A 22,312-nucleotide genomic window follows, 5' to 3' on the forward strand; every position below is an offset into this window, starting at 1 on the left:
GCATCGAGGCAGTGGAATGACTGCTAGCGAGAAAGCAATCCGCATCGGATCATGACCGAGTTGGGTCGAAACCTCCCGCATGCATGTGTCGGGAAAACGGTCGTTTTGTCGACAGAGCGTTTGGCGTCGTGTGGACCAATCCAATGGGCAAGCCCTATTGGAACGCTGAAGCCCGAGGATCTCTGGATGATCTCAGCGCTTGTGCAGAGCCTTGAGGGCTGCCGGCGAGCTACCATAAGTGATCCATGTTAAAAGGCGGCTTGGGTAGGTCTCGATCGCGCATGCCAAGGGGATGAGGCTGCACGCCTGCCTCTGGTGTGATCGGGTAGAAGGGGGGCCGCCGTGTCTAACCCGCTGATCATGAAGCTCGAACACGGAGCACGCCTGACCGACGCGGATCGAGACATCCTGCAGGACATCTCCAGCCAGCCTCGTCGCGTCGAGGCAACCCGCGACATCATCTCCGAAGGAGCTCGGCCGGAGAACGTGCACCTCGTGATGGAGGGCTTGGCCTGCCGCTACAAGCTCCTGCCCAATGGCCAGCGCCAGATCATGGCCTTCCTGGTGCCGGGCGACTTCTGCGACCTGCACGTCGCGATCTTGGGCGAGATGGACCACAGCATCGGCACGCCTTGGGGCTGCTCCATCGTAGAGATCGCGCGCGCTACCGTCGACGAGCTGACGGTTCACCATCCGCGCATCACACGCGCCCTCTGGTGGGCGACGCTGGCCGATGAGGGCACGCTGCGCGAGTGGCTCGTCAACATGGGCCAACGCGAGGCCGACAAGCAGATGGCGCACCTGTTCTGCGAGTTGCTGGTGCGCCTGCAGACGGTCGGCTGCGCCAGCGAGGACAGCTTCGAATTCCCGATCTCACAGCTGGATCTCGCGGACACGCTGGGCATCTCCACCGTGCACGTGAACCGGGTGGCGCAGGAACTGAGGAGTGAAGGCCTGATCATCTGGAGGAGCAAGCGGCTCCGCATTCCCGATCTGGCGCGGCTGAAGGCGTTCGCCGAGTTCGATCCGAAGTACCTCCATCTGAAGCGGCGCGAGAATGGTGACAATTCTCATTGACACTTCTGGCCAAACAAGATTGTGCACACACGCTTACTTGAAGAGTAAATTCGCACACTCAAGGTAAATCATGTTGTTGCGCCGCATCTTGATTGCGCCCATATCAAGTCATCGTTGAGAAATTATTTTGAGCCTCAGCGGCTGAGGGATGCGTGTGCTCTCGCTTACAAGCTGGAGGCCCGCATGCCGCACTACCACATCGACACCGACGACGACGTGTTTCCTGTCTGCGACGAGGAGGGGCAGGATCTCGCGAACCTCGCGGCGGGGCGTGCCCTGGCACACAGGGCCTTGTCCGATATGGCGCGGCACAGGCTGCCTGATGGGGAACATCGCACCTTCACGGCCTCGATCAGGGACGAGCGCGGAACCACCCTCTACGTCGCGACCCTGGCGTTTTCCGGCCAATGCAGGGTCGCTCCTGCAGCCGTGTAGGCCTCGGGACGCTGCTTCCTGTGTGCGATTGAGCAAAAAGCCGATGCCAGCAGGTCAGACGCCGTGACCTCTGTCCGCCCGGCCGTAGCTGGCAGAACTGTCGGGTGTCCTACCAAGTAGACAAAAGGCTGTGTAAACCGATCTACGTTAAGACATTCAGATCACATCGGCCTATGGTCGTCCTCATCGCCAGCTGATCCGACACAGGTGCTGGTGGCTGGGAGAGACGAGCGCTTCTACCTGCAATGCAAGGTGAAGCTTTATGTCCTCGGCTTCCGACATCCATTCCCTGACCATGCTCATCCGCAAGCTGGAGAGCATCGCAACCCTCACGAACGAGGAGCGTCAGGCCATCCTGAGCCTGCCGGCCAAGACCCGCGTTCTCCAGCCCGGGCAGGACATTGCCCGCGACGGCGACAAGCCGTCCCAGTGCTGCCTCATCCTCAATGGCTGGGCCTGCCGCTACAAGGTCCTCGGCGAGGGCCGGAAGCAGATCTTCTCGTTCCACATCCCTGGCGACATTCCCGACCTGCAGAGCCTGCACATCCACACCATGGATCACAGCCTCGCCACGCTGACCGAAGCCACGGTGGCCTTCATCCCGCACGAGAGCATGCGCGAGCTGACGACGCGCTTTCCTGGCGTCAAGGCGGCGCTCTGGCGCGACACGCTGGTCGATGCGGCGATCTTCCGCGAGTGGATGATCGGCATGGGCCGCAAGTCAGCCTTCGGGCGGATCGCGCACCTGTTCTGCGAGATGTACCTCAAGCTCCAAGCTGTTGGTCTGGCCGGGGGCTACCGCTACCCCTTGCCGATCACGCAGATCGATATCGGTGATGCCCTGGGTCTCTCGAACGTGCACGTCAACCGGACGCTGCAGGCGATGCGCGGCAAGGGCCTGATCAGCCTGCGCAGCAACACGCTCGTCATCGAGGCCTGGGATGAGCTTATGCGGGTCTCCGAGTTTGATCCGACGTACCTGCATTTGGAGAAGCGGGCCGCGTGAGGGCCCACTCACGTGACGCTGCCCCCTCAGGTCTCCGCAGGAACCGGCCGTTGGTCCCGCTCCAAGGTAGATGAAGGCGTTTCTGCTCCGGCCAGCTCACGGTCCAAACGGGCCAGCCCGCAATAACCCTCGTCTCTTCACCGGCTTCCCTGTAGGCAGGTACCATGGCTTGGACCCTCGAGACCCCAGACAAAGCCGCCTTCGGCATCGTGGGCCTCGACGACATCCTGGCCGGTGGCCTCGTGCGGGATCGGTTCTACCTGCTGGAGGGCAATCCCGGCACCGGCAAGACCACAATCGCGCTGCAGTTCCTGCTCGATGGCGCAGCCCAGGACGAGAAGACCCTCTACATCACGCTTTCGGAGACCGAGGAAGAGCTGCGCGAGGTAGCGACCTCGCACGGCTGGGACTTCGACCCCCGCATCGCCGTCTTCGAGGTGATCCCGCCCGAGAGCCTGCTCGACGCAAACCGGGAGCAGAGCCTGCTCTACTCCTCCGATCTGGAGCTTGGCGAGACGGTGCAGCAGATCTTCGACGCGGTCGACCGGGTGAAGCCGACCCGCATCGTCCTCGACAGCCTCTCCGAGATCCGTCTTCTGGCCGGCTCGTCCCTGCGCTACCGGCGCCAGATCCTCGCCTTCAAGCACTACTTCGCGCGCCACGCCACCACCGTGCTGATGCTCGACGATCTGACGGCGGATGCGCTGGACAAGACCGTGCATAGCGTCGCGCACGGGGTCATCCGCCTGGAGGAGCTCGCCCCCGATTACGGCGCCCAGCGGCGGCGCCTCCGGGTGATTAAGTACCGCGGTCAGAACTTCCGCGGCGGCTTCCACGATTACACCATCGTCCCCGGCGGCGTGCGGGTTTTCCCCCGGCTCGTCTCGCTGGAGCACAGGACGGGCTTCACCCGCGAGCAGCTGGTGAGCGGCAGCGCCGAACTCGACGCGCTCCTCGGCGGTGGCATCGAGACGGGGTCGAGCGCCATGATCCTTGGCCCCTCCGGGACCGGCAAGACGCTCTTCGCCATCCAGTACGTCTTGGCGGCCGCAGCCCGCGGTGAGCGGGCGGCGATGTTCATCTTCGACGAGGAGATCGGCCTCCTGCTCGAGCGCACCCGACAGATGGGGTACGATCTCGAGGGCCTGCGTGACGCCGGCAAGCTCCTGATCGAGCAGGTCGACGCCGCCGAGCTGACCCCCGGCGAGTTCACCCACAAGGTGCGCAGTCTCGTCGCCGAGCACGCGGTCAAGACCGTGGTGATCGACAGCCTCAACGGCTACCGGGCCGCGATGCCCAACGAGAACGTCCTCGTGCTGCACATCCACGAGCTGCTGCAGTACCTCAATCGCCAGGGCGCGACGACATTCCTCACGGTCGCCGAGCACGGCCTCGTCGGAGACATGGCGACGCCGGCGCAGGTCACCCACCTCGCCGACACTGTGATCTTGCTGCGGTACTTCGAGGCGTTCGGTCGGGTCCGGCGGGCGATCTCCATCGTCAAGAAGCGCGCGGGCACGCACGAGGACACGATCCGCGAGTATCAGATCGGCAGCAAGGGCTTGGGCATCGGTGCGCCGCTCGAAGGCTTCCAGGGCATGTTGCGCGGGATCCCGACCTTCACCGGCAAGGGCGGCGACTTGGCGTGACGGAGACCAAACAGGGCCGGGGAGCGTCAGCTCCTCAGCGCCTCGACCCTTGAGGGAGCAGCCGGCGCCTCGTTGGCATCAGCACTAGCCTATGCCTGCTTCCTGTCACGCTCGGCCTTGAGCTCCCGCTCGGCCATAAGCCAGAACTCGATCTCGAGCCCGTCCAGCCGATGATTGCGCTCCCAGATGTCATAGGCGCGCTCGCGGATTTGCTCGAAGGTGATCTCGGGCGACGTTTCCATGCGTTCTTGCCGTTCTTGGGCCGCCACAGGCAGGCATCGCAGCGCAGTGAGCTGCAACTGCCCTGCTTTCACTGCCAGGGATAGGGGCCGGGCGGTCGCACGCAGCGCGCTCAGCCTCTTTCACATACAGCAATCGGCGGGAGTAAAAACTCACGCCAGCGAAGGCTCCATAACGCCCAACCCGCGAGTGATGTCAGCAGGCTGTGCTCGGTTCAGATCCGCCTCAGAGCGACCAACTCGACTTGCTGGTGCGCGCCCGGAAGATCGCCACTTCCTCATGCGATTGGGCGATGTTAACCCGCAGTTTGGTCATCTCGTCCCTGATCGCAAGCGTTAGAAGATCGAGGTGATTGAACAGCTCTTGTGTCTCCGCCGAGATGGTCAGCGGCACTGGACGGGGTGGCTTCTCCGCCCTCGTGACCCGCTCCAGGAACGACACTTCCATCAGGAGCTGATCGGCCCCGTCGCAGATCTCGAAGCTGCAGGCGCTCGGGTCATGCCCCTCCTCAATCAGCTCGGCCGCGAGCCTCGGAATGCCGGCGCAGGCGTTCAGATACGCCGCCTCTAAGCTCGGGTACTCCGTGCCGATCTCATCCCGCTCCAAACCCTCTGCCGTTCGGAGGTGCGTGTAGAAGTGAGCCATCACGTCAGCCTATGTCGGCCGGAACGGGACCGGCCGACGTATGGTGTGGCGGCTGTACGCCGCAAGGCAAGACACAGCTGCTGCTGTCCGCTCATGCGACGCCCTGCGGTTCCAGGTTGAGGTAGGCGGGATCGAACTCACAGAAGCGGACCAGAGCCGGCCAGTCCTGAATGATGAGCACGCCGCGCTGTAGGCTGACCAGCCCCTTGCCTCGCAACGCCGTCAGCGTCCGGCTGACGTGCACATTCGACAGGCCCAGCGCGTCGCCGAGGTCCGTCTGCGTGACGGGGAACGGGCAGCGATAGCTGCTGGCCAGCCCGATCGCCTGCAGCTTCAGGTACAGCTCGCAGATCATGTGCGCCAAGTGCTCGGAAGCCGTCCGTCGGCCAAGCCCGAGCATCCACTCGCGGAAGATGCCGGCATCAATCAGCGTGGTCCGCCACAGGAGAGCTGCGACGCGGGGGAAGCGCGCGATCAGCTCGCGCAGGCTCTCATGCGGGATGAAGGCGAGCGTGGTGCGGGTCAACGTACAGTGGCTGTGATCAAGCACCGGCATGTGCAGGCTCTGCAGGTCGGGGGTGTCGCCGGGAACATGGAAGGCGAAGATCTGCCGGCGGCCGCGGCTGATGATCTTGTAGCTGCAGGTCCAGCCGTTGAGGATGAGGAATGATCGGGAGGGCCTATCCCCCTCTCGCACGATGTCCTGGCGCGGCTCGAGAACCTGCACCGTGGCCGGCAGGCTCGCGATGGCCTTCTGCTCCTCTGGCGAGAGTGCGCCGATGCTCTCCAGCTTTCGCAGGAGCACTGTCAGCGAGTAGTCGGGGGGCGGGCTCATGGTCACTCACGCAGCGGCACGGGCGGACGCGCCGCACGCCTTCAATCGCCGACACCTGCGCAGGTTGCCCAACATGATGCGCAAGGTAGATTGTGCGCGAGCAAGCGAATTAACTTGGAGCAACCCAGCGGTCGTTTCGTGAAGGTTGTCCACGCCATGCCCAACTGGCTGCAGGAGTTTGAGCATCTGATCCAGGCTGATCGGCTGCTTGCCGACTGGCAGAGGCGCGTGGCTGACCAGATCGTCTGCATCGAGGAGATGACGGCAAAGGGCTACGACACCGATCTCGCGGAGGACCTGCTGCGGACGATGGAGTACACGCTGGAGGTAGGCCAAAGGCACCGACAGCTCATCGTGGAGGCGCTGTCGCGCTGCGACGAAGCTCCCCCTGCACCCAGCTCTCACTGAGCAGCTTCCATAACGCCCACTCAACGAACCGCGCCACCCGTCGTAGCTCCTCAGTGGCTGCGCTGGGATCGCGGTTCACTGCCATTCTCGATCGCTTGCAGGAACAGCTCTGCACATTTCGATGCGCAGGCTTCCGCTCGTGTCCTTGTGTTGAAGGCTTCAACGGCGCGGACGGCCCCATCTGGTCCGAGACAGACTGCTAACCAGGGCAACCCGAAGGCTGGGGGATCGTAGACGACGAACGTGTAGTGGCCGTCACTCTCTCGGCTAGGCATCCAGCCCCTCCTCCCTGGATGAAGGCCGGGATCGTACCGCCTGACGCAGTGCGTGACCAGCAAGGGGTTAACCCATGTTGTTTTCGTGCAGTCCGTCAGTGTGGACGGACCCGCCTTCCTGAGCCATCCTGAGGCATGCCGGCGGCGATTCCTGGACAAAGTCTCCGCAAGCATAGGAGCCGCCCGCGGGTCACCCCTCGCGGGCGGTTTTTCTATGCCTGTACTGCGAGGCGCTTCACTTCCCGAATGAGCACTTCCGGAGACTTCAAAAAGGGCCGGAATTGCGTTCCATAATCGACCTTACGCGAAGGAAATCGCGCACATTATGCGAATTCCTTGGCCTCGCGCGTGGCCTCGCATACGCGCGAACAAGGCTTTATGGTCAAGTTCAAAAGGGGAGCCGGTTCTGCGGGGGCGATGCTCGACCTCATGTTTGCGATGGTCAGGGACATCGCCGTTCATGAGAGCCTGGCCGAAAAGTAAGTGAGGGCGCTTTCAGCAGGTTGTGCCTTGCACCTTGGGTTTGGGATCTTGAGCATCAGCAAGCCTCATGGCCAACGCCTCTCACAGTAGGCCGCTGCTGACCGGCCTGATTGCCAAGCGTTAGCGCTGAAATGTGGGAGCGCTAACCCTTTGCTGTAGTTCGTTTTCTTTTCGGCCGGGCTCTGAGGCGTTTGCCGACGAACTCCTGTGGATTGCCGGAGTGCTGGACGAGAGCGGTAGGCCCAATGCAGCTGCCAACGTGCGTCATCACAGGGTGGAAGCGCTGGGACCACGCGGGCAACTCGCGGATTTGAGCAACGGCTACGACGGGCCGTTCGACAGCAAGCCCGAGACAAGCCCACAAGGACCTCACCCCGTTCCTGTGCCCGTGCCCCTCTCAACGGATTAACGGCTGAGATCAGCCGCCACGATGGAGAAGTCGAACATCTCGATCATGCTGATTGGGGCGTAGAACCCCAGCATCGTGACCAGGAAGAAGACAGGGCGGGGGCATAGTCACCCGTTCGACGCTGGTCCACGCCGGCCATTCAGCCGGCGTGCCGAACCATGACCGTTGAGGCTCACTCGCTTGGAGCGGCTTCAGCAGCCTTCCGGGGACGCCCACGGCCCTTCGGTTTCTCGGCCGACGCAGAAGGAGCTTCCGGAACTGCTTTCCGACGCTGCTGACCAAGGCCGAGGGTCCTGGCGAGCTCGGAGCGCTGGGCGGAGTAGTTCGCCGCTGTGGCTGGGTAGTCGGACGGCAGACCGTAACGAGCCCGGTACGCTTGGACATCCATCCCATGCGTGGTCAGGTGCCGCTTGAGCGTCTTGTAGGGCTTGCCGTCGATGAAGCTGATCAGCGCGTCCGGGGTGATCGACTTGCGCACCTGAGCCGGCGCCAGCTTTTGCACCTGGGCCTCGGCCGATGCGGGCGGCGTCCCGAGGCCGCTCAGAACGGCATGTACGGACGCGATCAGCTCCGGCAAGTCGCTCGGTCGGACAGAGTTGTTGGATATGTAAGCTGATACAATGTCGGCGACCTGCTCGACGTGGCTCGTCTCTGTGGGCTGAACTTCGGTTTCCATTTTTCACCTGATGGATTATCGGCCATTAACCAATCAGGGCGCAAGGTCAGAAAATCAAGTCCGCATCATTTCGTAAAATCGGTTTTTCTGTAGAAAATCTATTAACACACGATGTTGCGAGAGCGCGGCTCGACTGATGCAGAGCCTCGCTCCTCTGGAGGGCGGCAGAGTGTGCGTGTGGGGCTGAAGGTTTCTTTGACCTTGAGGAGCCCACCGTGCCGTGACATTCGTCCGATCCCCTCGTTCAGACGAGCGTAGCAGGATCCGTAGTGCTCAGCTGGCGAACAGCGATTGCCAAGGCGAAGCGTTCGACCGCCTAAGCCGGTACAAGGGGCGACAGACTACCATTCATCAAGGGTAACCTCGCCCATTCGGCAGGTGGCGGAAACTGCCGAGAGCCGGCGGATCGGGTTCGATCGCTGAGCGCGGCTGGCGCATGTCTTGTCAGTTATATCCGAATGAGAAAGCGACATGCTCACAACGCAACATATGATTTAAAACCTCGCAAAATGGTGACTTATGTTTTCAAAAATATATATTGCAATAATTTTGGATGTGGCGCACGGTTAGGAACCCTGAAACTCCGATCAGGGCGCTTTAATCTAGATTTATAATCTGTTGAGAACTTCTGAGGTGAGGCTATGCGTCATCACAAGCAGTCCGATGTCGAGGAGGCTCCACCGGACCGTGGGGTGGCATAAGTTCTAGCGCGATCGCGCACACGGAGGCGGGACGTAAGTCCCGCCCTTCTTTTTACTTGTCAGAGCCCAGCAGCACGAGGCGTGCGGATCGCGCGAAGCTGGGGTGACTGTCCGCGATGCACTAAGACGGCCTGTGTTTACAGCCAAGATGATGATCACCATGAACCACTTAGCTGTGGTATGAGCCGGGAAGGAAACATCGGCTCGGGAAGTGAGCTGCTCCAAGGGCGGGTCAGTTTTCGCGGCCGCGGGCTCGCCTTCGTGCATGGTCAGCAGCTCGTGCTCAAGCTCTGTCCAATCTGCTCGCAGTGGAATGCTCCTCAGGCTGCCGAGAAAGGCCTGTGTGGTTGGTGCGCCTACGTGCCCTCCGTTGAGGATGTGGAGGCGCTCAGACCGGACATGGGCGCGTGCCTCGTGTCCTCGCCGGGCCGTACTGGTCTGGAAGAAGCCGCGACTGAGGCGCGCCTTTGCGATCCTGATCACCGGTAAGGATAATGACCTACACGCTCCGACGTCTTGCTCCTGGCAGCTTCGACATCTTACTGGATGGCGAGCTCGTCGGTGGATTGGTGCGGAATGTGAGCGCGGCCGGCCACGTGCACGGTTGGCAAGCCGAGCTTCTGACAAAGATGTTGGTCACCTTCCCAAAGCCGTTCATCCAGCCCGAGCACGTTTTTCAAACCCGTGCCGCAGCGCTGACGTGGCTCGGCATTCCGATCTGCGCCCGCGGATCATCACGGCAGCAGAACGTCGCCAAGGTATAACGAGGCAAATAGCACTTCTGCCTCTGGTGAGATGACCGCGATTACGACCCTTTCCGAGGCTAAGCGATAGCAGGGCTCGGAGGCATCGCAGCAGACCCTCTTTCAGTCTCGTGGTCTAAAAAGCCGAGTCTCGTTATCCCGCACCCACGACGAGTAACGAGACTGCACTGTGCGCTTCGGCTACGAGCCGGAGGGAAAGGCACTGGCCGCTGGCGTTTCCCCACGCAGCAAGCGCAGTTGGTGACGCTGCCTTCAACGCCGTGTGTGCCCGTTCTCATAAATCCCCTTACCCGAAGAAAGCCCGCGGATTATGCGGGCTGTCCGGGAAGGCCTCGAACATGTCGAGGCCCGCGAGCCCGGCGCGTCCGCGCCCTGTTGCGGTGAGGTAGGTCTCGTTGGCGTTCACGATCCGAAAGTCGGGCGTGAGCACGAGAAGGGGAAGCGGAGCACCTGCGAAAAGGCTGCGATAGATGCTGTCGGCTTGCTGCATCTGCGCTGCAGCGGACCGGATGTTGGGCGTGTGGGAAGCGTCGGCCATGCCGTTCTCCCGGCGAACTGCTCCGCTCCTCAACGCCTCCAGGCAAGGGATGATCCGCCTGAAGCAGAGCTGCTCCCGGCGTTCGGCCCGTTACATTCGCTGAACCTGATCCCGATCTGCCATTCAGCTCGGAACGTGCCAGGGGTTCTGAGCGCCAACCTTACGGGCACGGGCCATCAGCTCGCGCGTCGTCTGCAGGGTTGCGCTGAGCGCCTTCTGGTTCTGCTCGATGGCCGCGCATAAACGCTCAGTGCGCGCAATCTCCTCCCGCGCCTTCCGCCCCCAGGCAGCCTGAGCCGGTTGCCTGGGCCGGCGGTCTTTGTCGAGGACCTCCGAGAAGGGCACCTCCATCAGGACCAGCCCGCCAGCATCCGCGATCTCGAACGCAAAGCGCATCGGCTGCTGGCCACGCCGGATCATATCGGCAGCCATGTCCGGGATCGCCCGGCAGGCATTGAGGTAGGCTGTCTCTAAGTTAACAATCTCTAAGCCGTCTTCGTCCTGCTCCCAGCCGTCCGGTGTTTGCAGGTGGAAGTGAAAATGGGGCATCTGCTGCCTTGGCTGTGTTCTCGCCGACATCATGGACAATGTGATCGGGCCGGTGCATCGGCAGTCCGTGGTCGACAAGCCAATTCTTCACCAAGCAGAGCCCGAAGGCATTAACATAGGTGATATTACGGGCAGATGCATAATGACCAAGACGGCGTAGATACGGTATTTCTAGGGCGTCCCCCAAGGAATAATAAATTCTTCAAATAAATATACGTTAGCGATTTTGAAGTACATCAGTCTAAGATCGCTCTTATCATCAGCGTGTCCGACACAGGTGCTGATGGCTGGGAGATCCGTGCGCTTCCGCCTGCAACGCAAGGCGAAGCGGCTATGCCTTCGGCTTCCGACACCTGATCCGCCCCCACAGGAGTGGTCCGCCCTTTAGTATGGCTTTTGAGCCTGGAGGACGGACGAGATGGCGAAGCGACCCAAGCCCGAGGAGATCGTTGCCAAGCTGCGGCAGGCGGACGTGCTGATCTCACAGGGGCAGAGCGTGGCCGAGGCGATCAGCGTGAGCGAAGTGACGTACTATCGCTGGCGGCGTGAGTTTGGCGGTCTGAAGTCGGATCAGGTCCGGCGGATGAAGGATCTGGAGACCGAGAACCAGCGGCTGCGCAAGGCGATCGCGGATCTGACGCTGGACAAGCTGATCCTGCAGGAGGCGTCCCGGGGAAATTATTGAGCCCCGCGCGCCGGCGCGCCTGTGTCGAGCACATCATGGACGTCCTGCACGTCTCCGAGCGTCGCGCCTGTCGGGCGCTCGGTCAGCATCGCTCGACACAGCGCAAGGTGCCGCGGGGCCTTGATGACGAGGTGGCGCTGACGGCCGACCTTGTCGACTTGGCAGGGAGGTACGGGCGCTACGGCTATCGCAAGATCAGCGCGTTGCTGAAGGCGGCCGGCTGGCTGGTCAACGACAAGCGGGTCGAGCGGATCTGGCGGCGCGAGGGACTGAAGGTGCCAGCGCGTCAGCCCAAACGCGGTCGGCTCTGGGACGGGGACGGGTCGAGCCTGCGGCTACGGCCGGAGCACCGCAACCACGTCTGGTCGTATGACTTCGTTGAGGCCCGCACGCACGACGGACGCAAGTTCCGGATGCTCAACGTCGTCGACGAGTTCACGCGCGAGTGTCTGGCCATCCGTGTGGCCCGCAAGCTCAAGGCGGCCGACGTGATCGACGTGCTGTCGGACCTGTTCATTCTACGCGGGGTGCCCAGCCACATCCGTTCGGACAATGGACCGGAGTTCGTCGCCAAGTCCGTGCAGTCGTGGATCACGGGGGTCGGCGCGAAGACGGCCTATATTGCACCAGGCTCACCGTGGGAGAATGGATACGTCGAGAGCTTCAACGCTCGTCTGCGGGACGAACTGCTCAACGGCGAGATCTTCTACACGCTCAAGGAGGCACAGATCGTGATCGAGAGTTGGAGACGTCACTACAACACGATCAGGCCACACGGGTCGTTGGGCTATCGGCCCCCAGCTCCGGAGGTGTTCATCCCTGCCTTCGCCGCCTGCCCCCCCACATCGGCCAAGCTGCCCGTGGCAGAGCGGCCAACCGTGCACTAACCTTGAACCTGGACCACTTTGTGGGGGCCGATCACTGGGACGCTGCAGCAGTCCCGAAACCGGCCGAACCTGCGTGAGCGCGGGTGAGGAGGTCCGATGACGCTCTACCATTTCCACCTTCGGACGGCAGACGGTCTGGAGCGGGATGAGACCGGCATGATCTGCCCGGACCTGGAGACGGCCTATCTCGACGCCTGTAGAGCCATCCCGGCACTCATGGCTGAGATGGTGCTCAAGGGGCATGACCCCGCCGCGTGCGCCTTCGAGATCCGGGATGGGACCGATCAGCTCCTGATGGAGGTGCCGTTCCTGGAGCGGGTGACCAAGCGCCCAAGGTCGCGCCAGCCGGTGGCGTCCACGCTCTCGCCGGAGACCCAGGCCTTGTTCAATCAGCTCGATCTGCTCGCCGTGGCCATCAGCCGTGAGAGAGCGCAGTTGCGCGAGAATATGAAGCAAGCCTCCAATCAGGTAGCGAAGATCCGCGCGACGCAATCGAACCTGCTTTGGTCATTCGAAGCGTGGTCGGAGCGCCGAGCGACTCGTTAACGCCCAAACAGCGAACCGCGGCTTGGACCAAATCACCGGCTCAATTCAGCGGTCCAGCAACCTACCATCCTGCAGCGCCAGCAGTGTGCTAGCTGGGGTGAATGGAAACCGCCTCGACGACTGCCGACCTTCTCAAGCATGGGCTCATCGCTGACACGGAGGTCGATGCGGCCGTAGAAACCTTCATGTCAGATCCAAAGGCGACCCTGTTCGTGCTGGGCAACGTCTACAGGCTCAACCCTCACGCCGCCGTGAAGGCATATGCGTTCGCGCGAAACAATCTCAGAAATCCGGAGGCAAGCCCAGGTCTCAAGCGGGCAGCGGTTCGCAAGGCGATCCTCTTGGCGAGGCCGGAGAGGCGATGAGCGACGATCAGGCTGACAGGCACGCGCGCATCATCTTAACGGGTGCAGTGATCCTAGCCGCGCTCATCCTCGGCGGCATGATGCTCCTCTGGCATTCCGCATGACGATCAACTCGGCCCGCTGCATCGGCTCCTCGGCGGTTTTCCTACGGCGGGTCTGCTGCTGAACAATTTCTCCTAAAGCGCACTTTCCCTTGTCTCGGCCGGCTGTTGGCGCATCGCTCCTAGAGTTTGGCGACGCCGAAAAGGATTGGAATGGCGCGCTTCATCGTGATCGAGAAGGGTACAGGCCGCGTCTATGGCGACACGGCTCGCTTTAGCTCGGCGGAGAAAGTGATTTCACCTGCGGACGCGGTGTGCCTGTTCGACCGCCACGTCGGTCGCGCCACCCGTGGCTTCGGCTACGTCAAACCGGAAAGCAACGATGCGAGCTACCACGTCTACGAGATCCCGCGCTCTGGTCCTGAGGGCGCCACGACAAGTGATGCGGAGGCTCAGGCCTTGGTCCGCGAGCATGGATCGTTCGTGACCTCTCTCGTCAGCTACAATTCCTAAGCATCTCCTGTGTCCGCACCACAGGTTGGCAGACACCGACTGCGTGCCTCTCCCTATGCAGCCTGTTGCGGCCGACGCCCGTACTAGGATTATCGCTGGAGAGCGCTACTTCGGGTTGATGGTCAAGCTGCCTACAATCGGAGAGCTGCTGCAAAATGGCGATATTTCGGAGGACGACCTGCAGGCGGCGATTTCGACATGCGTGTCAGATCCGAAGCTGACGCACGTAGTCGTCGGCAAAGCCTACCGTGTGACCCTCGGCGGCACCCTGAAAACGAGCAGCTTCAGTGGCAGAACGGTTCGCGACCCTGAAGCCAGTGAAGGGTTGAAGCGCGCAGCGGTTCGAAAGGCGCTCCTGCTGGCGCGGCCGGGGCAGATCTGATGCCCTGCGGTTTTGATGGACCGCAAGGCTTCATGGCGATGGTGGGAGCATCATCGCTGATCGCGCTCACCGTAATTGCTATCGTGACGAGCTGACTGCCGTGATGGCAGTCATGGGGCACGGCCTCGCAGGGAGAAACGAGCAGCCTTGCAGAGGATCAACTTCGCCACAGCTTGGCATTGACCATCGTCATGGATGCGCTTTGGTGGGGAACAACACCTAAGCGCGTCCTCGAAACCGATTGCGATCCAGCGAGTTAACGTGGAGCAACATCCTAGAAAAAGGGCCGCCCCTAAGGACGGCCCGAGTCTAGGGAGGAAACGTCCAGAAGGACGAGAGCAGCGCAGCGACGCCATCGCTATGCTGCAATGCGGGAAACGAGCATGGAGCCCCGCGGTTCCATCGGACTGGTTGCCGAGCAGGCTCGCCGAAAGGCGGGCCTGTTTTCGTATGAGGTCTGGATGTGCGCTGCGCATAATCTCTCTGCGCCGCAATGGCGGTCGGCTTAACCTGTGATATCCTGCCGGTATGCAGAAGCCTCTCGCCCACCCCTTCACGATCACCGTGGCGTTGAACAAGCCTCTTCGTGACACCTTCTCCTGGGCCATCGGGCAGCCTGGAGAGGTGAGAAGGCAGTCGCGCACGACCTACGCCACCTTTGAGGAAGCTCGTCTGGCAGGAAAGTCCGCTCTCGATGAGATGATCGCGGCTTGGCAGCGCAAGGCGGTGCACAGCGCAGCTGCCTGATACCGCCCGTAGAAGGTCGAAGTTGGAGAGCCTGTCTCGCCTGCTTCGTCAGCCGGCTTTCGCCTATGTGATTGGCATACTGCTCAACGCCGGCGCACAGCGCGTGCAGATTGGTTTGCGCGACGGACTGATCTCGCCGCCAGCCTTGCATCTCTGAACATGTCGCGAGGTTGGCGGCCCCTACCTGCCTCAGGCGCCTCTCAGGGCTGCCCTCGGCCATGGGCAGGCCCATCTACGCGTCACTTTTAATGGAGGCTGCGAAGGCCATTGATAGGCTTTTCGCGTTACTCCTGAACTGAGCCAAATTGCCGGGGGTACAGATGCTGCGCGTACTTATCGTAACAGGGGCTTTGACCATTCTCATGGCTGCTCCCGCGCAGGCGCAATCTACTCCTGCTGTAATGCCGTCTAAGGCTGAGATTGCGGCTCAAGAAAAACTCGACACGGAAAAACGTGAGGCCGTGATGAAGAAGAGCCAGTCAGCGAGCGAGTCGCGTGACAAGATATGGGACGCCAAGATGAAGCGAACTATGAGCGGTGTCTGCGGAGGTTGCTGAACCTTTCAGCCAATCCCTGATTGACTAGGCGTGAGCTTGGTCTCTCACATCATAGTCCCAGATCGAAAGCGGTCCGGCCGGCGTCATCATGGGTCTGATCCCCATGCGTCGGTCGGCTTTCGCCTTTCTGGCGTTGATCTGCCTTGCTCCCTCAAGCTCAGTAGTCAGCCGCTTGTGCCGATGGATCTGGCAGCGTGCTTGCTGGTTGTCGAACGATTGGCGTGATGGGAGGGGGCTCCGAGCGTCGTACTGATCGCCGCTGGCTGGCATTGTACCTCAATTCCGGCCAGCGGCTTTCATCCGACTGGCACGGAAGCGGACCTCACGAACGTTTCTGGCGGTCACGAATTTCCAGACACACGCGAGCAAAATTCGCGTCTGAGTCTGCTTTTCGCACCCTGATTGCCCCCAGTCAGGACGGCAGCCACCGGCCCCAAGTGCTTCCCCTCAACAGGCAATGTGCGGTCGGTGGCCCCTCTTCTGCCAATGGGTTTGATTGAACCTTGGCCATTGCCGTCAGTTGACGAGGCAAGCTCATCGGCGAGCTTACGCCATCGGTCGGCGGTCCCCTCACACCCGTTGACCGATGGCGCTGCCTTACTCAGCACGCTCAGGATCGGCGACGCCTGATCATTCAGAGGCGATCTCGCGGAACGGATTTCCTTCCCCTGCTGCATGCTGCCGTGTCGGTGAAGGTTGGTTCAATCAGCGCCAGAAGCATCAGGGCAGCTAACACAGCGAAGAGGCTGACGGTCAGCCGGTCTGGTGACCTCTTGGGCAGCGTCGTGGGCATGGGATCGCATCTAATGCATTGAGGCGTGATCGGGCATCCTGTGCTTCTGCACGATGCTGTCCAGCAGGACTTCCTCTGCTTTGCGTGTGACGATTTCCGCCTCGTCGCGTGTCGCGAAGGCCTCCGCGTCCAACACGTGTCCATCCGGGGCGATGCAGACCGCCAGCCAAGGTAGCCCAGGTGCAGGCGGCGGATAGACCGTGAAGGTGTAGCTGGCGAAATCGTCCTCAATGTTCTTGATCATGCGAGCCGCCCTCCGGCTTCCACTGCGTGCGTCAACGCCGGTTCCGGATGATCGTTCGCCCTGCAACGTATGGCAGGCAATGCTCCTACGGTTTATCCGCAGGGACCTGCGCGTGATATCCGGATCTGCGCATTGCACCCAAACAGCAACCGGAAGCGCTATCGCAGGCAGACGACGCAGGACGCGCTCCGCGGCCACGACAGCTTCCCTCTCGGTTGACGCTGCCAAAAGGCGACGTCCCTGAGGAGTGGCGATCATGACGGCGATGCTGGCCATGGCTCGTTATCCGCTGGTGCCATTTGGTCTTCACTCTCTGGTTCAACCCGTCGCGTTGACCCCAAGTCCATTCCCCCATCACCTCGCTGGATGTCGCGCGAACGGCTGTCTGAGATGCAGGGACCACGCCGAGCCGTGCTCGTCGGCTTCCAGCATGCGGCCAGCGCCCGCTACGATTCGCCGGGCGCCTGCAACGACAATCAACGACAAGCTCCTGCAGGGATGAGGATCGCCGTCGCGGCGCTGATCAGCTTTCTTGAGGTTGTAACGCTCCTCACCCAGCCAGGTGTCTGAACGCGTTCGTTCTATCGTCCGGCTTCATGACCTCACCGCATGACTTTGGCCGTGTCCGTCACCCGCACCGGCTGTCGTGAGCCGTTGTCCCCAAGGCGACCCTGCCGTTCCGGCAGCTTCTTTGAGGCTTCTGCTGGTCTGTTCATCCCCGGAGTTAACACCCTCTTATCCGTGGGATGCAGAGATTTGCACCCTCCCCCCTTGGGCTGGTTGCGGCGGGCCCGGCGCATCCAGGCTTGCCACTCGCGGCTGATGATCCGGATGAGGTTGGGGTCGCTGCGTCGGCCCTGGTGACGCCGCTCTTGGATCGTCAGCAGCCCGTCGCCCTCGGCAAGGCGAATGGCGTTCTGAGCCAGCCGGCGGCACACCCCTGCCCTTGCCGCAATGGCGTCGATGCAGAGCCCGCACACGCCCTTCTCAGACACCTCGTCAGCCACGATGCGCAGGACGGCGAGTTCCCCGGTAGTGAAGCGGCTGGCAAGCGCCGGTGGCATCGGCCCGGAGCAGGCCAAGAGGCGGCGTCGATCACGGGATGCAATCCGGTCGGGCGACACCGGGCGCCTGCGCGGCGGAAACAGGCTCACACTGCCTGCAGGAACGCCCACGGGCACGATCCCAGCCCGGATAGAGCCTCGGCGCTCGTGAAGCCGCTCAGCGAGGCTCTGAGCGGCCGCATCGTCCACTGCACCGCTCGCGTGAGCCTGCCACACTTGGCGCGATAGCTCGTCCATCTGCGCGAGGGTTCGGGCGCCCTCAATGGCAGCCCCCATCGTCTCACGAAACATCGTTCACAGCCCTGCTCGGGCCGCGTCAAAGCAAGGGGATGCCGTGGCGGCATCTCCTTCAAAAGTCCGAGCGCCATCGTCTCGGGAAGCGACCCCGATTGACTCCTGAGCGGAGCTATGATGTCTGGAGAGCAGGAAGCGGTCTCCGGACCCATCGATTTCGACGGCCCTGCATTTGGCGATGCGGGGCCGTTGGCGTTTGGGGCTTAGGTCTTCGTCGCGGCGGTCTCCTGATGCCGGCTTACGACTCGCGAACGAGCCTGACCGGAACAAGCCATGTCGGCCGGAGCGGGTCGGGAAGTCAACGAGGGCTTGAAAGCCCCAGCGCGTTCGGGCTTGTTCCACGCCATGATCAAGTCCGACCTCGTCCTCCGCATCGCTGAGATGAACCCGCACCTCTACGAGAGGGAGTGCGAGGCCGTCGTGAAGACGATTTTAGACCGCATCTCGGAAGCGCTCGCGGCCGGTGATCGCGTGGAGATCCGAGGGTTCGGGGCCTTCTCAGTGACGACGACACGGGCACGGCAGGGGCGCAACCCGCGGACGGGCGAGAGCGTCGCCGTGGCCGAGAAGAAGAACGTCTCCTTTAAGACCGGCAAGGACATGCGGCAGCGGCTGAACCCGCACGAGCCCGAGACGCCACAGGAGATTGTCGCTCGGATGATGAAGGCGTCCTAGTCGGGCCAGCTTCGATGGCGGATGCAGTGACGTGAGGAGGGCCAGAACGTGAAGCAGGCGATGAGAGCGAAGACGCAAGCGCTGTAAGCCGAGCCGTGCTTCACGGCATCAATGAGGCTGTAGACCATCATGGCGGCAGCCAAGAGGAACAGCGCGATCTCCAGCGGGATGCTGATCATGGATGTCACCCGCTTTGGTGCGGTTCACGGCAGGCCCAAAAGCAGTGTGAGCTCGACTGCTGATGGATATCACTGTGCTCACCCATCGCAGCCCAAACTGATTTATGTTGCGGCGCAACATTTCGATCAGTGTAGCGTTGGTTGAATAAGACGCTCTCTGCTCGCCACTGGGCCGCCACGGCATTTCCGGTCTCATCCAGCCGGATCGCAGGCAGACACGTCGGTCAAAGGAAATCTCTATGCGCCTCGTACTCAGCCTCGCTGCGTCTTCCCTTCTGCTCGGCCTCGCTCAACTCCCTGCGCGGGCGACGTCTTGCAGCGAGCAGATCGGAACGATTGAGCGTCGCCTCGACAGCGCGGGTGCTGTCCATGTGGCCGGTCTTCCGGAAGGACATGCAATTCGCCGCAGCAACTCGCCGAAGGCACTCACAGAAGCTCCGACAAGCGCGCCCAGCGACGCCGGCATGGTCTCCACGGCCGCCCGCATTTCCGACGCGCGCCACCTGATTACCCGGGCGATCCAAGAAGACGGCCAGGGTCATCAGCGAGCCTGCGAAGACACCATGACGGAAGCCAAGGGCATGATCGGCGCGCTGCCGTAGGCATCGATCATCCCTGTTGGCTCGGTGGCGAACCTACCGAGCGAGCTTCTGACCCAAAGCTGCCGCGTCCCGCGGTGCGGAGTGCCCATGTACAATCCCTTCTTCAGTTCCCTGATGCTGGCCTTCGAGGCGCAGAAGGTGATCGAGCTTCGCCTTGTCCGGATCGCCTGGGGCGGGACCGAGGCCCAGTCTGAGATGCAATCGATGGTTTCCGAGAAGGTCGGTGCAGCCGTCGAGGCTGCCGGCACGATCCTGAAGGGCGGCTCACCTGAGGTGGTTATTGCCCGCTATCGCGAGCATGTTGCCAACAACACCAAGCGCTTGACCGCCGCATGAGGAGCCTGCCGAGCTTTGCGGAGGTCGCGAGGGCAGCGGTCATCATGACCATGCTGATGTCTGCAGGTGGTGCAGAAGCACGGCCAGTTACACAAGCCGAGAACGCCGCAATAATCGGTTGGATGCGCAAGAACTTAGCCGATCCTCATAGCCTGCGCTCGGTCAGGATTAGCGATTCGGCGACGGTTTCTGGCGCCAATGGTCAGCTTGTCACCGTCGTTTGCGTCGACTTCAACACGAAGGATAAGGTAGGCGGCTACACCGAGCTTTACCGAATGGCCTTCGTTCCGACCAGCGGCGGGCTGACCTACAGCAACACTTCATCCAATGTCGTCGCGGCGACCTGTTACCTCCCGCAGATCCTCATGCGAGCCGTTCCAGAACTGGGGTCGGCAAGATAGAAAGAGGCTGCCGAGCAGGATGCTGGCATCACCCCAGCAGGCAAGGGGCTGGGGCGCTTCATTCAAGATTAACCATGAGGCCCCCAAATTAAGAACATGCCGGTCGCAGCCTCGCGCTGTTTTGATTGGAGACGGCCACGATGCCGGGACAGGGTGACGCCGGATGTACGCGCACTCAGTTCTGCCATCCGTGGCCGTTGGCATTTCAGGTTCGCGCCAACGCTGACCCAACCAATCAGATCGTCATGAGCAAGCGTGTCAGGCAACTCCCACAGGAACGAGGCTCGGTGCTGTTTGATGTGATCTACGAGGATGGCTCCCGCAAATCCAATCGGCGCGTCCCGATGGAAATCCTGGGCGGCCTCGACGGTGACGAGCCGGCCCGCCTCTTCATTGAGGAGCAGGATGAGGCGATTGCGCAGAAATCGGGCCGGCCGCGCTCGCGCATCCAGGAACTCACCCGCTCCGTGACCAAGGCGTTGAAGCTGGTCTCAGAGGCTTACTGATCCCTCAGCGCAGTTTGCGGCACTCCAGGCGGATCTCACCTCAGGCGAGCGAGTTGATAGGCCGCCATGCAGCCCATCATCGTCATTGCGGCCTCGGCCGGCAGCCTCGATCCTCTCAAGCAGATCGTCTCAGCCTTGCCGGTTCCGTGCTCGGCCTCGGTGTTCATCGTCCCCCACGTCGGAGGCAATCAGAATATCCTCCCTGCCCTCTTGGCCGAGATGACTGCGCTTTCTGTCGTGTTCGCGGAGGATGACACTCCGGTGGAGGTCGGACACATCTACGTGGCCCCGCCAGGTTATCACATGCGTTTGGAGGCGGAGCGCATCCGCTTGGATCAGGGACAGAAGGTCAACCACACCCGCCCTGCCGCAGACCCACTCTTCCTGTCGGCCGCCGAGACCTATCACGAGCGCGTCGTCGGCATCGTCCTGAGTGGTTACGGAGAGGATGGGGCCGTGGGCCTTCGCGTCATCAAGGAGCGCGGCGGCTTAGCCCTCGTTCAGGATCTGGACGAAGCGAAGGTGCCAGGAATGCCCTACGCGGCTCTCTACGAAGACCACCCCGACGCCTTCCTGACCGCCGAGAAGATCGGCACTCGGATCGCGGCACTCTGCGGCTAAACGGCAATCCAAGTGACACGGGGATCATCAGGACCCTACGCCTGGATCGCGCCGTCCGTTCGGGTTGAGGGAGAGCCCTATCGGTATTGGGAGTTCAGCACAGGCCGCGGCTGCACCAGAGGGCTGAACGCTTCAGAGCCCCTTCGCCGGGCACTGCTGTGTATGCGTATTCATCTGGTTGATTTGGCAACTATAAAACGAAGCACTCGTCGCATTATGTAATTCGAAGCGCGACACTTGGCCGGAAGGCTAATCGTTCAATATCGCTAGGGGCACGGAACATATGGCTGCGGCTGAGAGTATGCTGCCTACCGGAGGTGCCAAAGGGGATCTCACCGAATGGGCCATGACGAACCTCCAGATCGCGCGATGAACTCCGCTCTCCAAGCCGCCCTTAACGCTTCCGGCTTTGTGGGTACGTGGGAGACTGATCTCAGAAAGGCCATCGTCTACCCCGCAGGCTCCTTCGCTAGCCTCCTAGGCTTGGACGCGCAACACGCTGCCCTTGGCGTTTCCCTCGCCAACTTCCTTCAAGGGATCCATCCTGAAGACCGTGAGCGGATCGCAGCTCTCGTACACGAAGCTCATGACACGGCGGGGCGGTTCGAAGCGGAATTCCGCACGCTCAACCTGAGCGGCCTGACACGCTGGATTGCAGCGCGCGGTCAGGTTGAGACCGACGCGCAGGGCAAAGGCTTGCGCTGTCTCGGCATCGCCGTCGATGTCACCGATACGCGGCAAAGCGATGCTAAAGATCCGGAGCAGGCCCTTCGGACAATGAACCAAATCGTCGAATCCATTATCTCTGTGCGGCATTCGGTTGGCACCCTCAGGGTCCCCGTCCTGCAGACGCTGGTCGACCTGCTGCTGTTCGAACTCGGAATGGAGCTGGGTAGACGTGCCGGCCAACCTGGGGTCGAACCTCAGAGTCGGCCGAGGAACCTCCATTAAGACTGCCGTGCGGCAGCCTGTACGAAGTCGAGGCAGCGCTGGCGTGCTCCTCGGTCGGTGACCTGCGAGTAGGCCTGTATGAGCGCCGAGACCTCATGCAGGCTGGCCGTACCACTGGCTTTTACCGCACCTGTCTGCGCATCTGGTCTCAGCAGAGCCGTCGTCACGCCGAGTGCATCTGCAATCTGATCCAGCGTGCGCTGAGCGGCTGCCGGCAGTTGCAGCGCTGTAAG

General features: G+C 61.9%; 32 protein-coding genes. 22 read left to right on the forward strand and 10 right to left on the reverse strand.

The window, feature by feature from the left end; translation table 11 throughout:
* The first annotated feature begins 342 nt into the window (after window positions 1–342).
* The 4 genes from F6X53_RS29225 (at window position 343) to F6X53_RS29240 (ending at window position 4,167) form a co-directional block, all read left to right on the forward strand.
* Window positions 343–1,077, forward strand: a complete 735-nt coding sequence (locus tag F6X53_RS29225) for a Crp/Fnr family transcriptional regulator (protein ID WP_244965633.1) — start codon at window positions 343–345, stop codon at window positions 1,075–1,077.
* Between the two features lie 183 nt (window positions 1,078–1,260).
* Complete coding sequence (locus F6X53_RS29230) at window positions 1,261–1,512, forward strand: DUF6894 family protein (RefSeq protein ID WP_151004982.1); 252 nt, start codon at window positions 1,261–1,263, stop codon at window positions 1,510–1,512.
* Window positions 1,513–1,774: 262 nt separating this feature from the next.
* Window positions 1,775–2,518 (forward strand): Crp/Fnr family transcriptional regulator, encoded by a 744-nt coding sequence (locus F6X53_RS29235; RefSeq protein ID WP_151004984.1) that lies wholly within the window; start codon window positions 1,775–1,777, stop codon window positions 2,516–2,518.
* Window positions 2,519–2,682: 164 nt separating this feature from the next.
* The gene (locus F6X53_RS29240) at window positions 2,683–4,167 is read left to right on the forward strand and encodes an ATPase domain-containing protein (RefSeq protein WP_151004986.1); all 1,485 of its coding nucleotides are present in this window, start codon (window positions 2,683–2,685) and stop codon (window positions 4,165–4,167) included.
* A gap of 89 nt (window positions 4,168–4,256) precedes the next feature.
* Here F6X53_RS29240 and F6X53_RS29245 read toward each other — a convergent pair whose 3' ends face one another.
* The 3 genes from F6X53_RS29245 to F6X53_RS29255 form a co-directional block, all read right to left on the reverse strand.
* Entirely contained in the window at window positions 4,257–4,466 is a 210-nt protein-coding gene (locus tag F6X53_RS29245) for a DUF2934 domain-containing protein (RefSeq protein WP_342354008.1), read from the reverse strand.
* A gap of 166 nt (window positions 4,467–4,632) precedes the next feature.
* On the reverse strand, window positions 4,633–5,052 hold the full coding sequence (locus tag F6X53_RS29250) for a DUF6894 family protein (RefSeq protein WP_151004988.1): 420 nt from the start codon (window positions 5,050–5,052) through the stop codon (window positions 4,633–4,635).
* Window positions 5,053–5,143: 91 nt separating this feature from the next.
* Window positions 5,144–5,887 (reverse strand): Crp/Fnr family transcriptional regulator, encoded by a 744-nt coding sequence (locus F6X53_RS29255; RefSeq protein ID WP_151004990.1) that lies wholly within the window; start codon window positions 5,885–5,887, stop codon window positions 5,144–5,146.
* A gap of 156 nt (window positions 5,888–6,043) precedes the next feature.
* Between F6X53_RS29255 and F6X53_RS29260 the strand changes: the two genes are divergently transcribed.
* On the forward strand, window positions 6,044–6,295 hold the full coding sequence (locus F6X53_RS29260; RefSeq protein WP_151004992.1) for a hypothetical protein: 252 nt from the start codon (window positions 6,044–6,046) through the stop codon (window positions 6,293–6,295).
* A gap of 1,339 nt (window positions 6,296–7,634) precedes the next feature.
* Here F6X53_RS29260 and F6X53_RS29265 read toward each other — a convergent pair.
* Window positions 7,635–8,138: a Ros/MucR family transcriptional regulator gene (locus F6X53_RS29265; protein ID WP_151004994.1), complete on the reverse strand. Its 504-nt coding sequence runs from the start codon at window positions 8,136–8,138 to the stop codon at window positions 7,635–7,637.
* Between the two features lie 1,195 nt (window positions 8,139–9,333).
* Here F6X53_RS29265 and F6X53_RS29275 point away from each other — a divergent pair.
* The gene (locus F6X53_RS29275; protein WP_151004996.1) at window positions 9,334–9,603 is read left to right on the forward strand and encodes a hypothetical protein; all 270 of its coding nucleotides are present in this window, start codon (window positions 9,334–9,336) and stop codon (window positions 9,601–9,603) included.
* Window positions 9,604–9,889: 286 nt separating this feature from the next.
* Here the strand turns inward: F6X53_RS29275 and F6X53_RS29280 are convergent, their stop codons facing one another.
* A complete protein-coding gene (locus F6X53_RS29280) occupies window positions 9,890–10,141 on the reverse strand; it encodes a hypothetical protein (RefSeq protein WP_151004998.1) in 252 nt (83 codons plus the stop codon).
* Window positions 10,142–10,264: 123 nt separating this feature from the next.
* On the reverse strand, window positions 10,265–10,690 hold the full coding sequence (locus F6X53_RS29285) for a DUF6894 family protein (RefSeq protein WP_151005000.1): 426 nt from the start codon (window positions 10,688–10,690) through the stop codon (window positions 10,265–10,267).
* Window positions 10,691–11,108: 418 nt separating this feature from the next.
* On the opposite strand from F6X53_RS29285, the gene F6X53_RS29290 reads away from it, so the two are divergent.
* The 8 genes from F6X53_RS29290 (at window position 11,109) to F6X53_RS29320 (ending at window position 15,413) form a co-directional block, all read left to right on the forward strand.
* Window positions 11,109–12,262, forward strand: a protein-coding gene (locus tag F6X53_RS29290; RefSeq protein WP_151005002.1) for an IS3 family transposase whose coding sequence is annotated in 2 segments (ribosomal slippage) — window positions 11,109–11,361 and window positions 11,361–12,262 — 1,155 coding nt in all. Because the reading frame shifts where the segments join, the coding sequence is not laid out codon by codon here.
* Window positions 12,263–12,358: 96 nt separating this feature from the next.
* Window positions 12,359–12,808 (forward strand): DUF6894 family protein, encoded by a 450-nt coding sequence (locus tag F6X53_RS29295; RefSeq protein WP_151005004.1) that lies wholly within the window; start codon window positions 12,359–12,361, stop codon window positions 12,806–12,808.
* Between the two features lie 101 nt (window positions 12,809–12,909).
* Window positions 12,910–13,173 carry a hypothetical protein gene (locus F6X53_RS29300; RefSeq protein WP_151005006.1) on the forward strand — a complete coding sequence of 88 codons (264 nt, stop codon included), beginning with the start codon at window positions 12,910–12,912 and terminating at the stop codon, window positions 13,171–13,173.
* A gap of 254 nt (window positions 13,174–13,427) precedes the next feature.
* Window positions 13,428–13,727 (forward strand): hypothetical protein, encoded by a 300-nt coding sequence (locus tag F6X53_RS29305; RefSeq protein WP_151005008.1) that lies wholly within the window; start codon window positions 13,428–13,430, stop codon window positions 13,725–13,727.
* A 115-nt stretch (window positions 13,728–13,842) separates the two neighbouring features.
* Entirely contained in the window at window positions 13,843–14,109 is a 267-nt protein-coding gene (locus F6X53_RS29310; protein WP_151005010.1) for a hypothetical protein, read from the forward strand.
* A gap of 528 nt (window positions 14,110–14,637) precedes the next feature.
* On the forward strand, window positions 14,638–14,856 hold the full coding sequence (locus F6X53_RS29315; protein WP_151005012.1) for a hypothetical protein: 219 nt from the start codon (window positions 14,638–14,640) through the stop codon (window positions 14,854–14,856).
* A gap of 22 nt (window positions 14,857–14,878) precedes the next feature.
* Window positions 14,879–15,013 carry a hypothetical protein gene (locus F6X53_RS33790; RefSeq protein ID WP_280526080.1) on the forward strand — a complete coding sequence of 45 codons (135 nt, stop codon included), beginning with the start codon at window positions 14,879–14,881 and terminating at the stop codon, window positions 15,011–15,013.
* A 163-nt stretch (window positions 15,014–15,176) separates the two neighbouring features.
* The gene (locus F6X53_RS29320; RefSeq protein ID WP_151005014.1) at window positions 15,177–15,413 is read left to right on the forward strand and encodes a hypothetical protein; all 237 of its coding nucleotides are present in this window, start codon (window positions 15,177–15,179) and stop codon (window positions 15,411–15,413) included.
* An 803-nt stretch (window positions 15,414–16,216) separates the two neighbouring features.
* On the opposite strand, the gene F6X53_RS29325 is transcribed toward F6X53_RS29320, so the two are convergent.
* On the reverse strand, window positions 16,217–16,450 hold the full coding sequence (locus tag F6X53_RS29325; RefSeq protein ID WP_151005016.1) for a hypothetical protein: 234 nt from the start codon (window positions 16,448–16,450) through the stop codon (window positions 16,217–16,219).
* 411 nt (window positions 16,451–16,861) lie between these two features.
* Here F6X53_RS29325 and F6X53_RS32755 point away from each other — a divergent pair, with 411 nt between their 5' ends.
* The gene (locus F6X53_RS32755; RefSeq protein WP_191971049.1) at window positions 16,862–17,020 is read left to right on the forward strand and encodes a hypothetical protein; all 159 of its coding nucleotides are present in this window, start codon (window positions 16,862–16,864) and stop codon (window positions 17,018–17,020) included.
* A 32-nt stretch (window positions 17,021–17,052) separates the two neighbouring features.
* Here F6X53_RS32755 and F6X53_RS29330 read toward each other — a convergent pair whose 3' ends face one another.
* A complete protein-coding gene (locus F6X53_RS29330) occupies window positions 17,053–17,805 on the reverse strand; it encodes a hypothetical protein (protein WP_244965634.1) in 753 nt (250 codons plus the stop codon).
* A gap of 348 nt (window positions 17,806–18,153) precedes the next feature.
* Between F6X53_RS29330 and F6X53_RS29335 the strand changes: the two genes are divergently transcribed.
* Complete coding sequence (locus F6X53_RS29335; protein WP_151005038.1) at window positions 18,154–18,483, forward strand: integration host factor subunit beta; 330 nt, start codon at window positions 18,154–18,156, stop codon at window positions 18,481–18,483.
* Here F6X53_RS29335 and F6X53_RS29340 read toward each other — a convergent pair.
* Entirely contained in the window at window positions 18,480–18,662 is a 183-nt protein-coding gene (locus F6X53_RS29340) for a hypothetical protein (RefSeq protein WP_151005018.1), read from the reverse strand. The genes F6X53_RS29335 and F6X53_RS29340 overlap by 4 nt on opposite strands.
* 239 nt (window positions 18,663–18,901) lie before the next feature.
* Between F6X53_RS29340 and F6X53_RS29345 the strand changes: the two genes are divergently transcribed.
* The 6 genes from F6X53_RS29345 to F6X53_RS34140 all read left to right on the forward strand — a co-directional run bounded on the left by F6X53_RS29345 (window position 18,902) and on the right by F6X53_RS34140 (window position 22,079).
* Window positions 18,902–19,264, forward strand: a complete 363-nt coding sequence (locus F6X53_RS29345) for a hypothetical protein (protein ID WP_151005019.1) — start codon at window positions 18,902–18,904, stop codon at window positions 19,262–19,264.
* A gap of 87 nt (window positions 19,265–19,351) precedes the next feature.
* Window positions 19,352–19,600: a hypothetical protein gene (locus F6X53_RS29350; protein ID WP_151005021.1), complete on the forward strand. Its 249-nt coding sequence runs from the start codon at window positions 19,352–19,354 to the stop codon at window positions 19,598–19,600.
* A 44-nt stretch (window positions 19,601–19,644) separates the two neighbouring features.
* Window positions 19,645–20,001, forward strand: coding sequence for a hypothetical protein (locus F6X53_RS29355; protein ID WP_151005023.1), 357 nt, complete (start codon window positions 19,645–19,647; stop codon window positions 19,999–20,001).
* 245 nt (window positions 20,002–20,246) lie between these two features.
* A complete protein-coding gene (locus tag F6X53_RS29360) occupies window positions 20,247–20,507 on the forward strand; it encodes a hypothetical protein (RefSeq protein WP_151005025.1) in 261 nt (86 codons plus the stop codon).
* 66 nt (window positions 20,508–20,573) lie between these two features.
* A complete protein-coding gene (locus tag F6X53_RS29365) occupies window positions 20,574–21,128 on the forward strand; it encodes a chemotaxis protein CheB (RefSeq protein ID WP_151005027.1) in 555 nt (184 codons plus the stop codon).
* Between the two features lie 369 nt (window positions 21,129–21,497).
* Window positions 21,498–22,079: a PAS domain-containing protein gene (locus F6X53_RS34140; RefSeq protein ID WP_425324711.1), complete on the forward strand. Its 582-nt coding sequence runs from the start codon at window positions 21,498–21,500 to the stop codon at window positions 22,077–22,079.
* Here F6X53_RS34140 and F6X53_RS32960 read toward each other — a convergent pair.
* A partial coding sequence (locus tag F6X53_RS32960; RefSeq protein WP_210386425.1) for a hypothetical protein occupies window positions 22,076–22,312 on the reverse strand: 237 nt, incomplete at its 5' end. The genes F6X53_RS34140 and F6X53_RS32960 overlap by 4 nt on opposite strands.

Origin of the sequence: Methylobacterium soli (genome assembly GCF_008806385.1) — a bacterium.
Taxonomy (GTDB): domain Bacteria; phylum Pseudomonadota; class Alphaproteobacteria; order Rhizobiales; family Beijerinckiaceae; genus Methylobacterium; species Methylobacterium soli.

Bases quoted from the DNA above. Each gene is read 5' to 3' on its own strand.
- F6X53_RS29230 (WP_151004982.1), top strand. From the start codon at position 1,261: ATGCCGCACTACCACATCGACACCGACGACGACGTGTTTCCTGTCTGC.
- F6X53_RS29235 (WP_151004984.1), top strand. From the start codon at position 1,775: ATGTCCTCGGCTTCCGACATCCATTCCCTGACCATGCTCATCCGCAAG.
- F6X53_RS29240 (WP_151004986.1), top strand. From the start codon at position 2,683: ATGGCTTGGACCCTCGAGACCCCAGACAAAGCCGCCTTCGGCATCGTG.
- F6X53_RS29250 (WP_151004988.1), bottom strand. From the start codon at position 5,052: ATGGCTCACTTCTACACGCACCTCCGAACGGCAGAGGGTTTGGAGCGG.
- F6X53_RS29255 (WP_151004990.1), bottom strand. From the start codon at position 5,887: ATGAGCCCGCCCCCCGACTACTCGCTGACAGTGCTCCTGCGAAAGCTG.
- F6X53_RS29260 (WP_151004992.1), top strand. From the start codon at position 6,044: ATGCCCAACTGGCTGCAGGAGTTTGAGCATCTGATCCAGGCTGATCGG.
- F6X53_RS29265 (WP_151004994.1), bottom strand. From the start codon at position 8,138: ATGGAAACCGAAGTTCAGCCCACAGAGACGAGCCACGTCGAGCAGGTC.
- F6X53_RS29275 (WP_151004996.1), top strand. From the start codon at position 9,334: ATGACCTACACGCTCCGACGTCTTGCTCCTGGCAGCTTCGACATCTTA.
- F6X53_RS29280 (WP_151004998.1), bottom strand. From the start codon at position 10,141: ATGGCCGACGCTTCCCACACGCCCAACATCCGGTCCGCTGCAGCGCAG.
- F6X53_RS29285 (WP_151005000.1), bottom strand. From the start codon at position 10,690: ATGCCCCATTTTCACTTCCACCTGCAAACACCGGACGGCTGGGAGCAG.
- F6X53_RS29295 (WP_151005004.1), top strand. From the start codon at position 12,359: ATGACGCTCTACCATTTCCACCTTCGGACGGCAGACGGTCTGGAGCGG.
- F6X53_RS29300 (WP_151005006.1), top strand. From the start codon at position 12,910: ATGGAAACCGCCTCGACGACTGCCGACCTTCTCAAGCATGGGCTCATC.
- F6X53_RS29305 (WP_151005008.1), top strand. From the start codon at position 13,428: ATGGCGCGCTTCATCGTGATCGAGAAGGGTACAGGCCGCGTCTATGGC.
- F6X53_RS29315 (WP_151005012.1), top strand. From the start codon at position 14,638: ATGCAGAAGCCTCTCGCCCACCCCTTCACGATCACCGTGGCGTTGAAC.
- F6X53_RS29320 (WP_151005014.1), top strand. From the start codon at position 15,177: ATGCTGCGCGTACTTATCGTAACAGGGGCTTTGACCATTCTCATGGCT.
- F6X53_RS29325 (WP_151005016.1), bottom strand. From the start codon at position 16,450: ATGATCAAGAACATTGAGGACGATTTCGCCAGCTACACCTTCACGGTC.
- F6X53_RS29330 (WP_244965634.1), bottom strand. From the start codon at position 17,805: ATGTTTCGTGAGACGATGGGGGCTGCCATTGAGGGCGCCCGAACCCTC.
- F6X53_RS29335 (WP_151005038.1), top strand. From the start codon at position 18,154: ATGATCAAGTCCGACCTCGTCCTCCGCATCGCTGAGATGAACCCGCAC.
- F6X53_RS29340 (WP_151005018.1), bottom strand. From the start codon at position 18,662: ATGATCAGCATCCCGCTGGAGATCGCGCTGTTCCTCTTGGCTGCCGCC.
- F6X53_RS29345 (WP_151005019.1), top strand. From the start codon at position 18,902: ATGCGCCTCGTACTCAGCCTCGCTGCGTCTTCCCTTCTGCTCGGCCTC.
- F6X53_RS29350 (WP_151005021.1), top strand. From the start codon at position 19,352: ATGTACAATCCCTTCTTCAGTTCCCTGATGCTGGCCTTCGAGGCGCAG.
- F6X53_RS29355 (WP_151005023.1), top strand. From the start codon at position 19,645: ATGACCATGCTGATGTCTGCAGGTGGTGCAGAAGCACGGCCAGTTACA.
- F6X53_RS29360 (WP_151005025.1), top strand. From the start codon at position 20,247: ATGAGCAAGCGTGTCAGGCAACTCCCACAGGAACGAGGCTCGGTGCTG.
- F6X53_RS29365 (WP_151005027.1), top strand. From the start codon at position 20,574: ATGCAGCCCATCATCGTCATTGCGGCCTCGGCCGGCAGCCTCGATCCT.
- F6X53_RS34140 (WP_425324711.1), top strand. From the start codon at position 21,498: ATGAACTCCGCTCTCCAAGCCGCCCTTAACGCTTCCGGCTTTGTGGGT.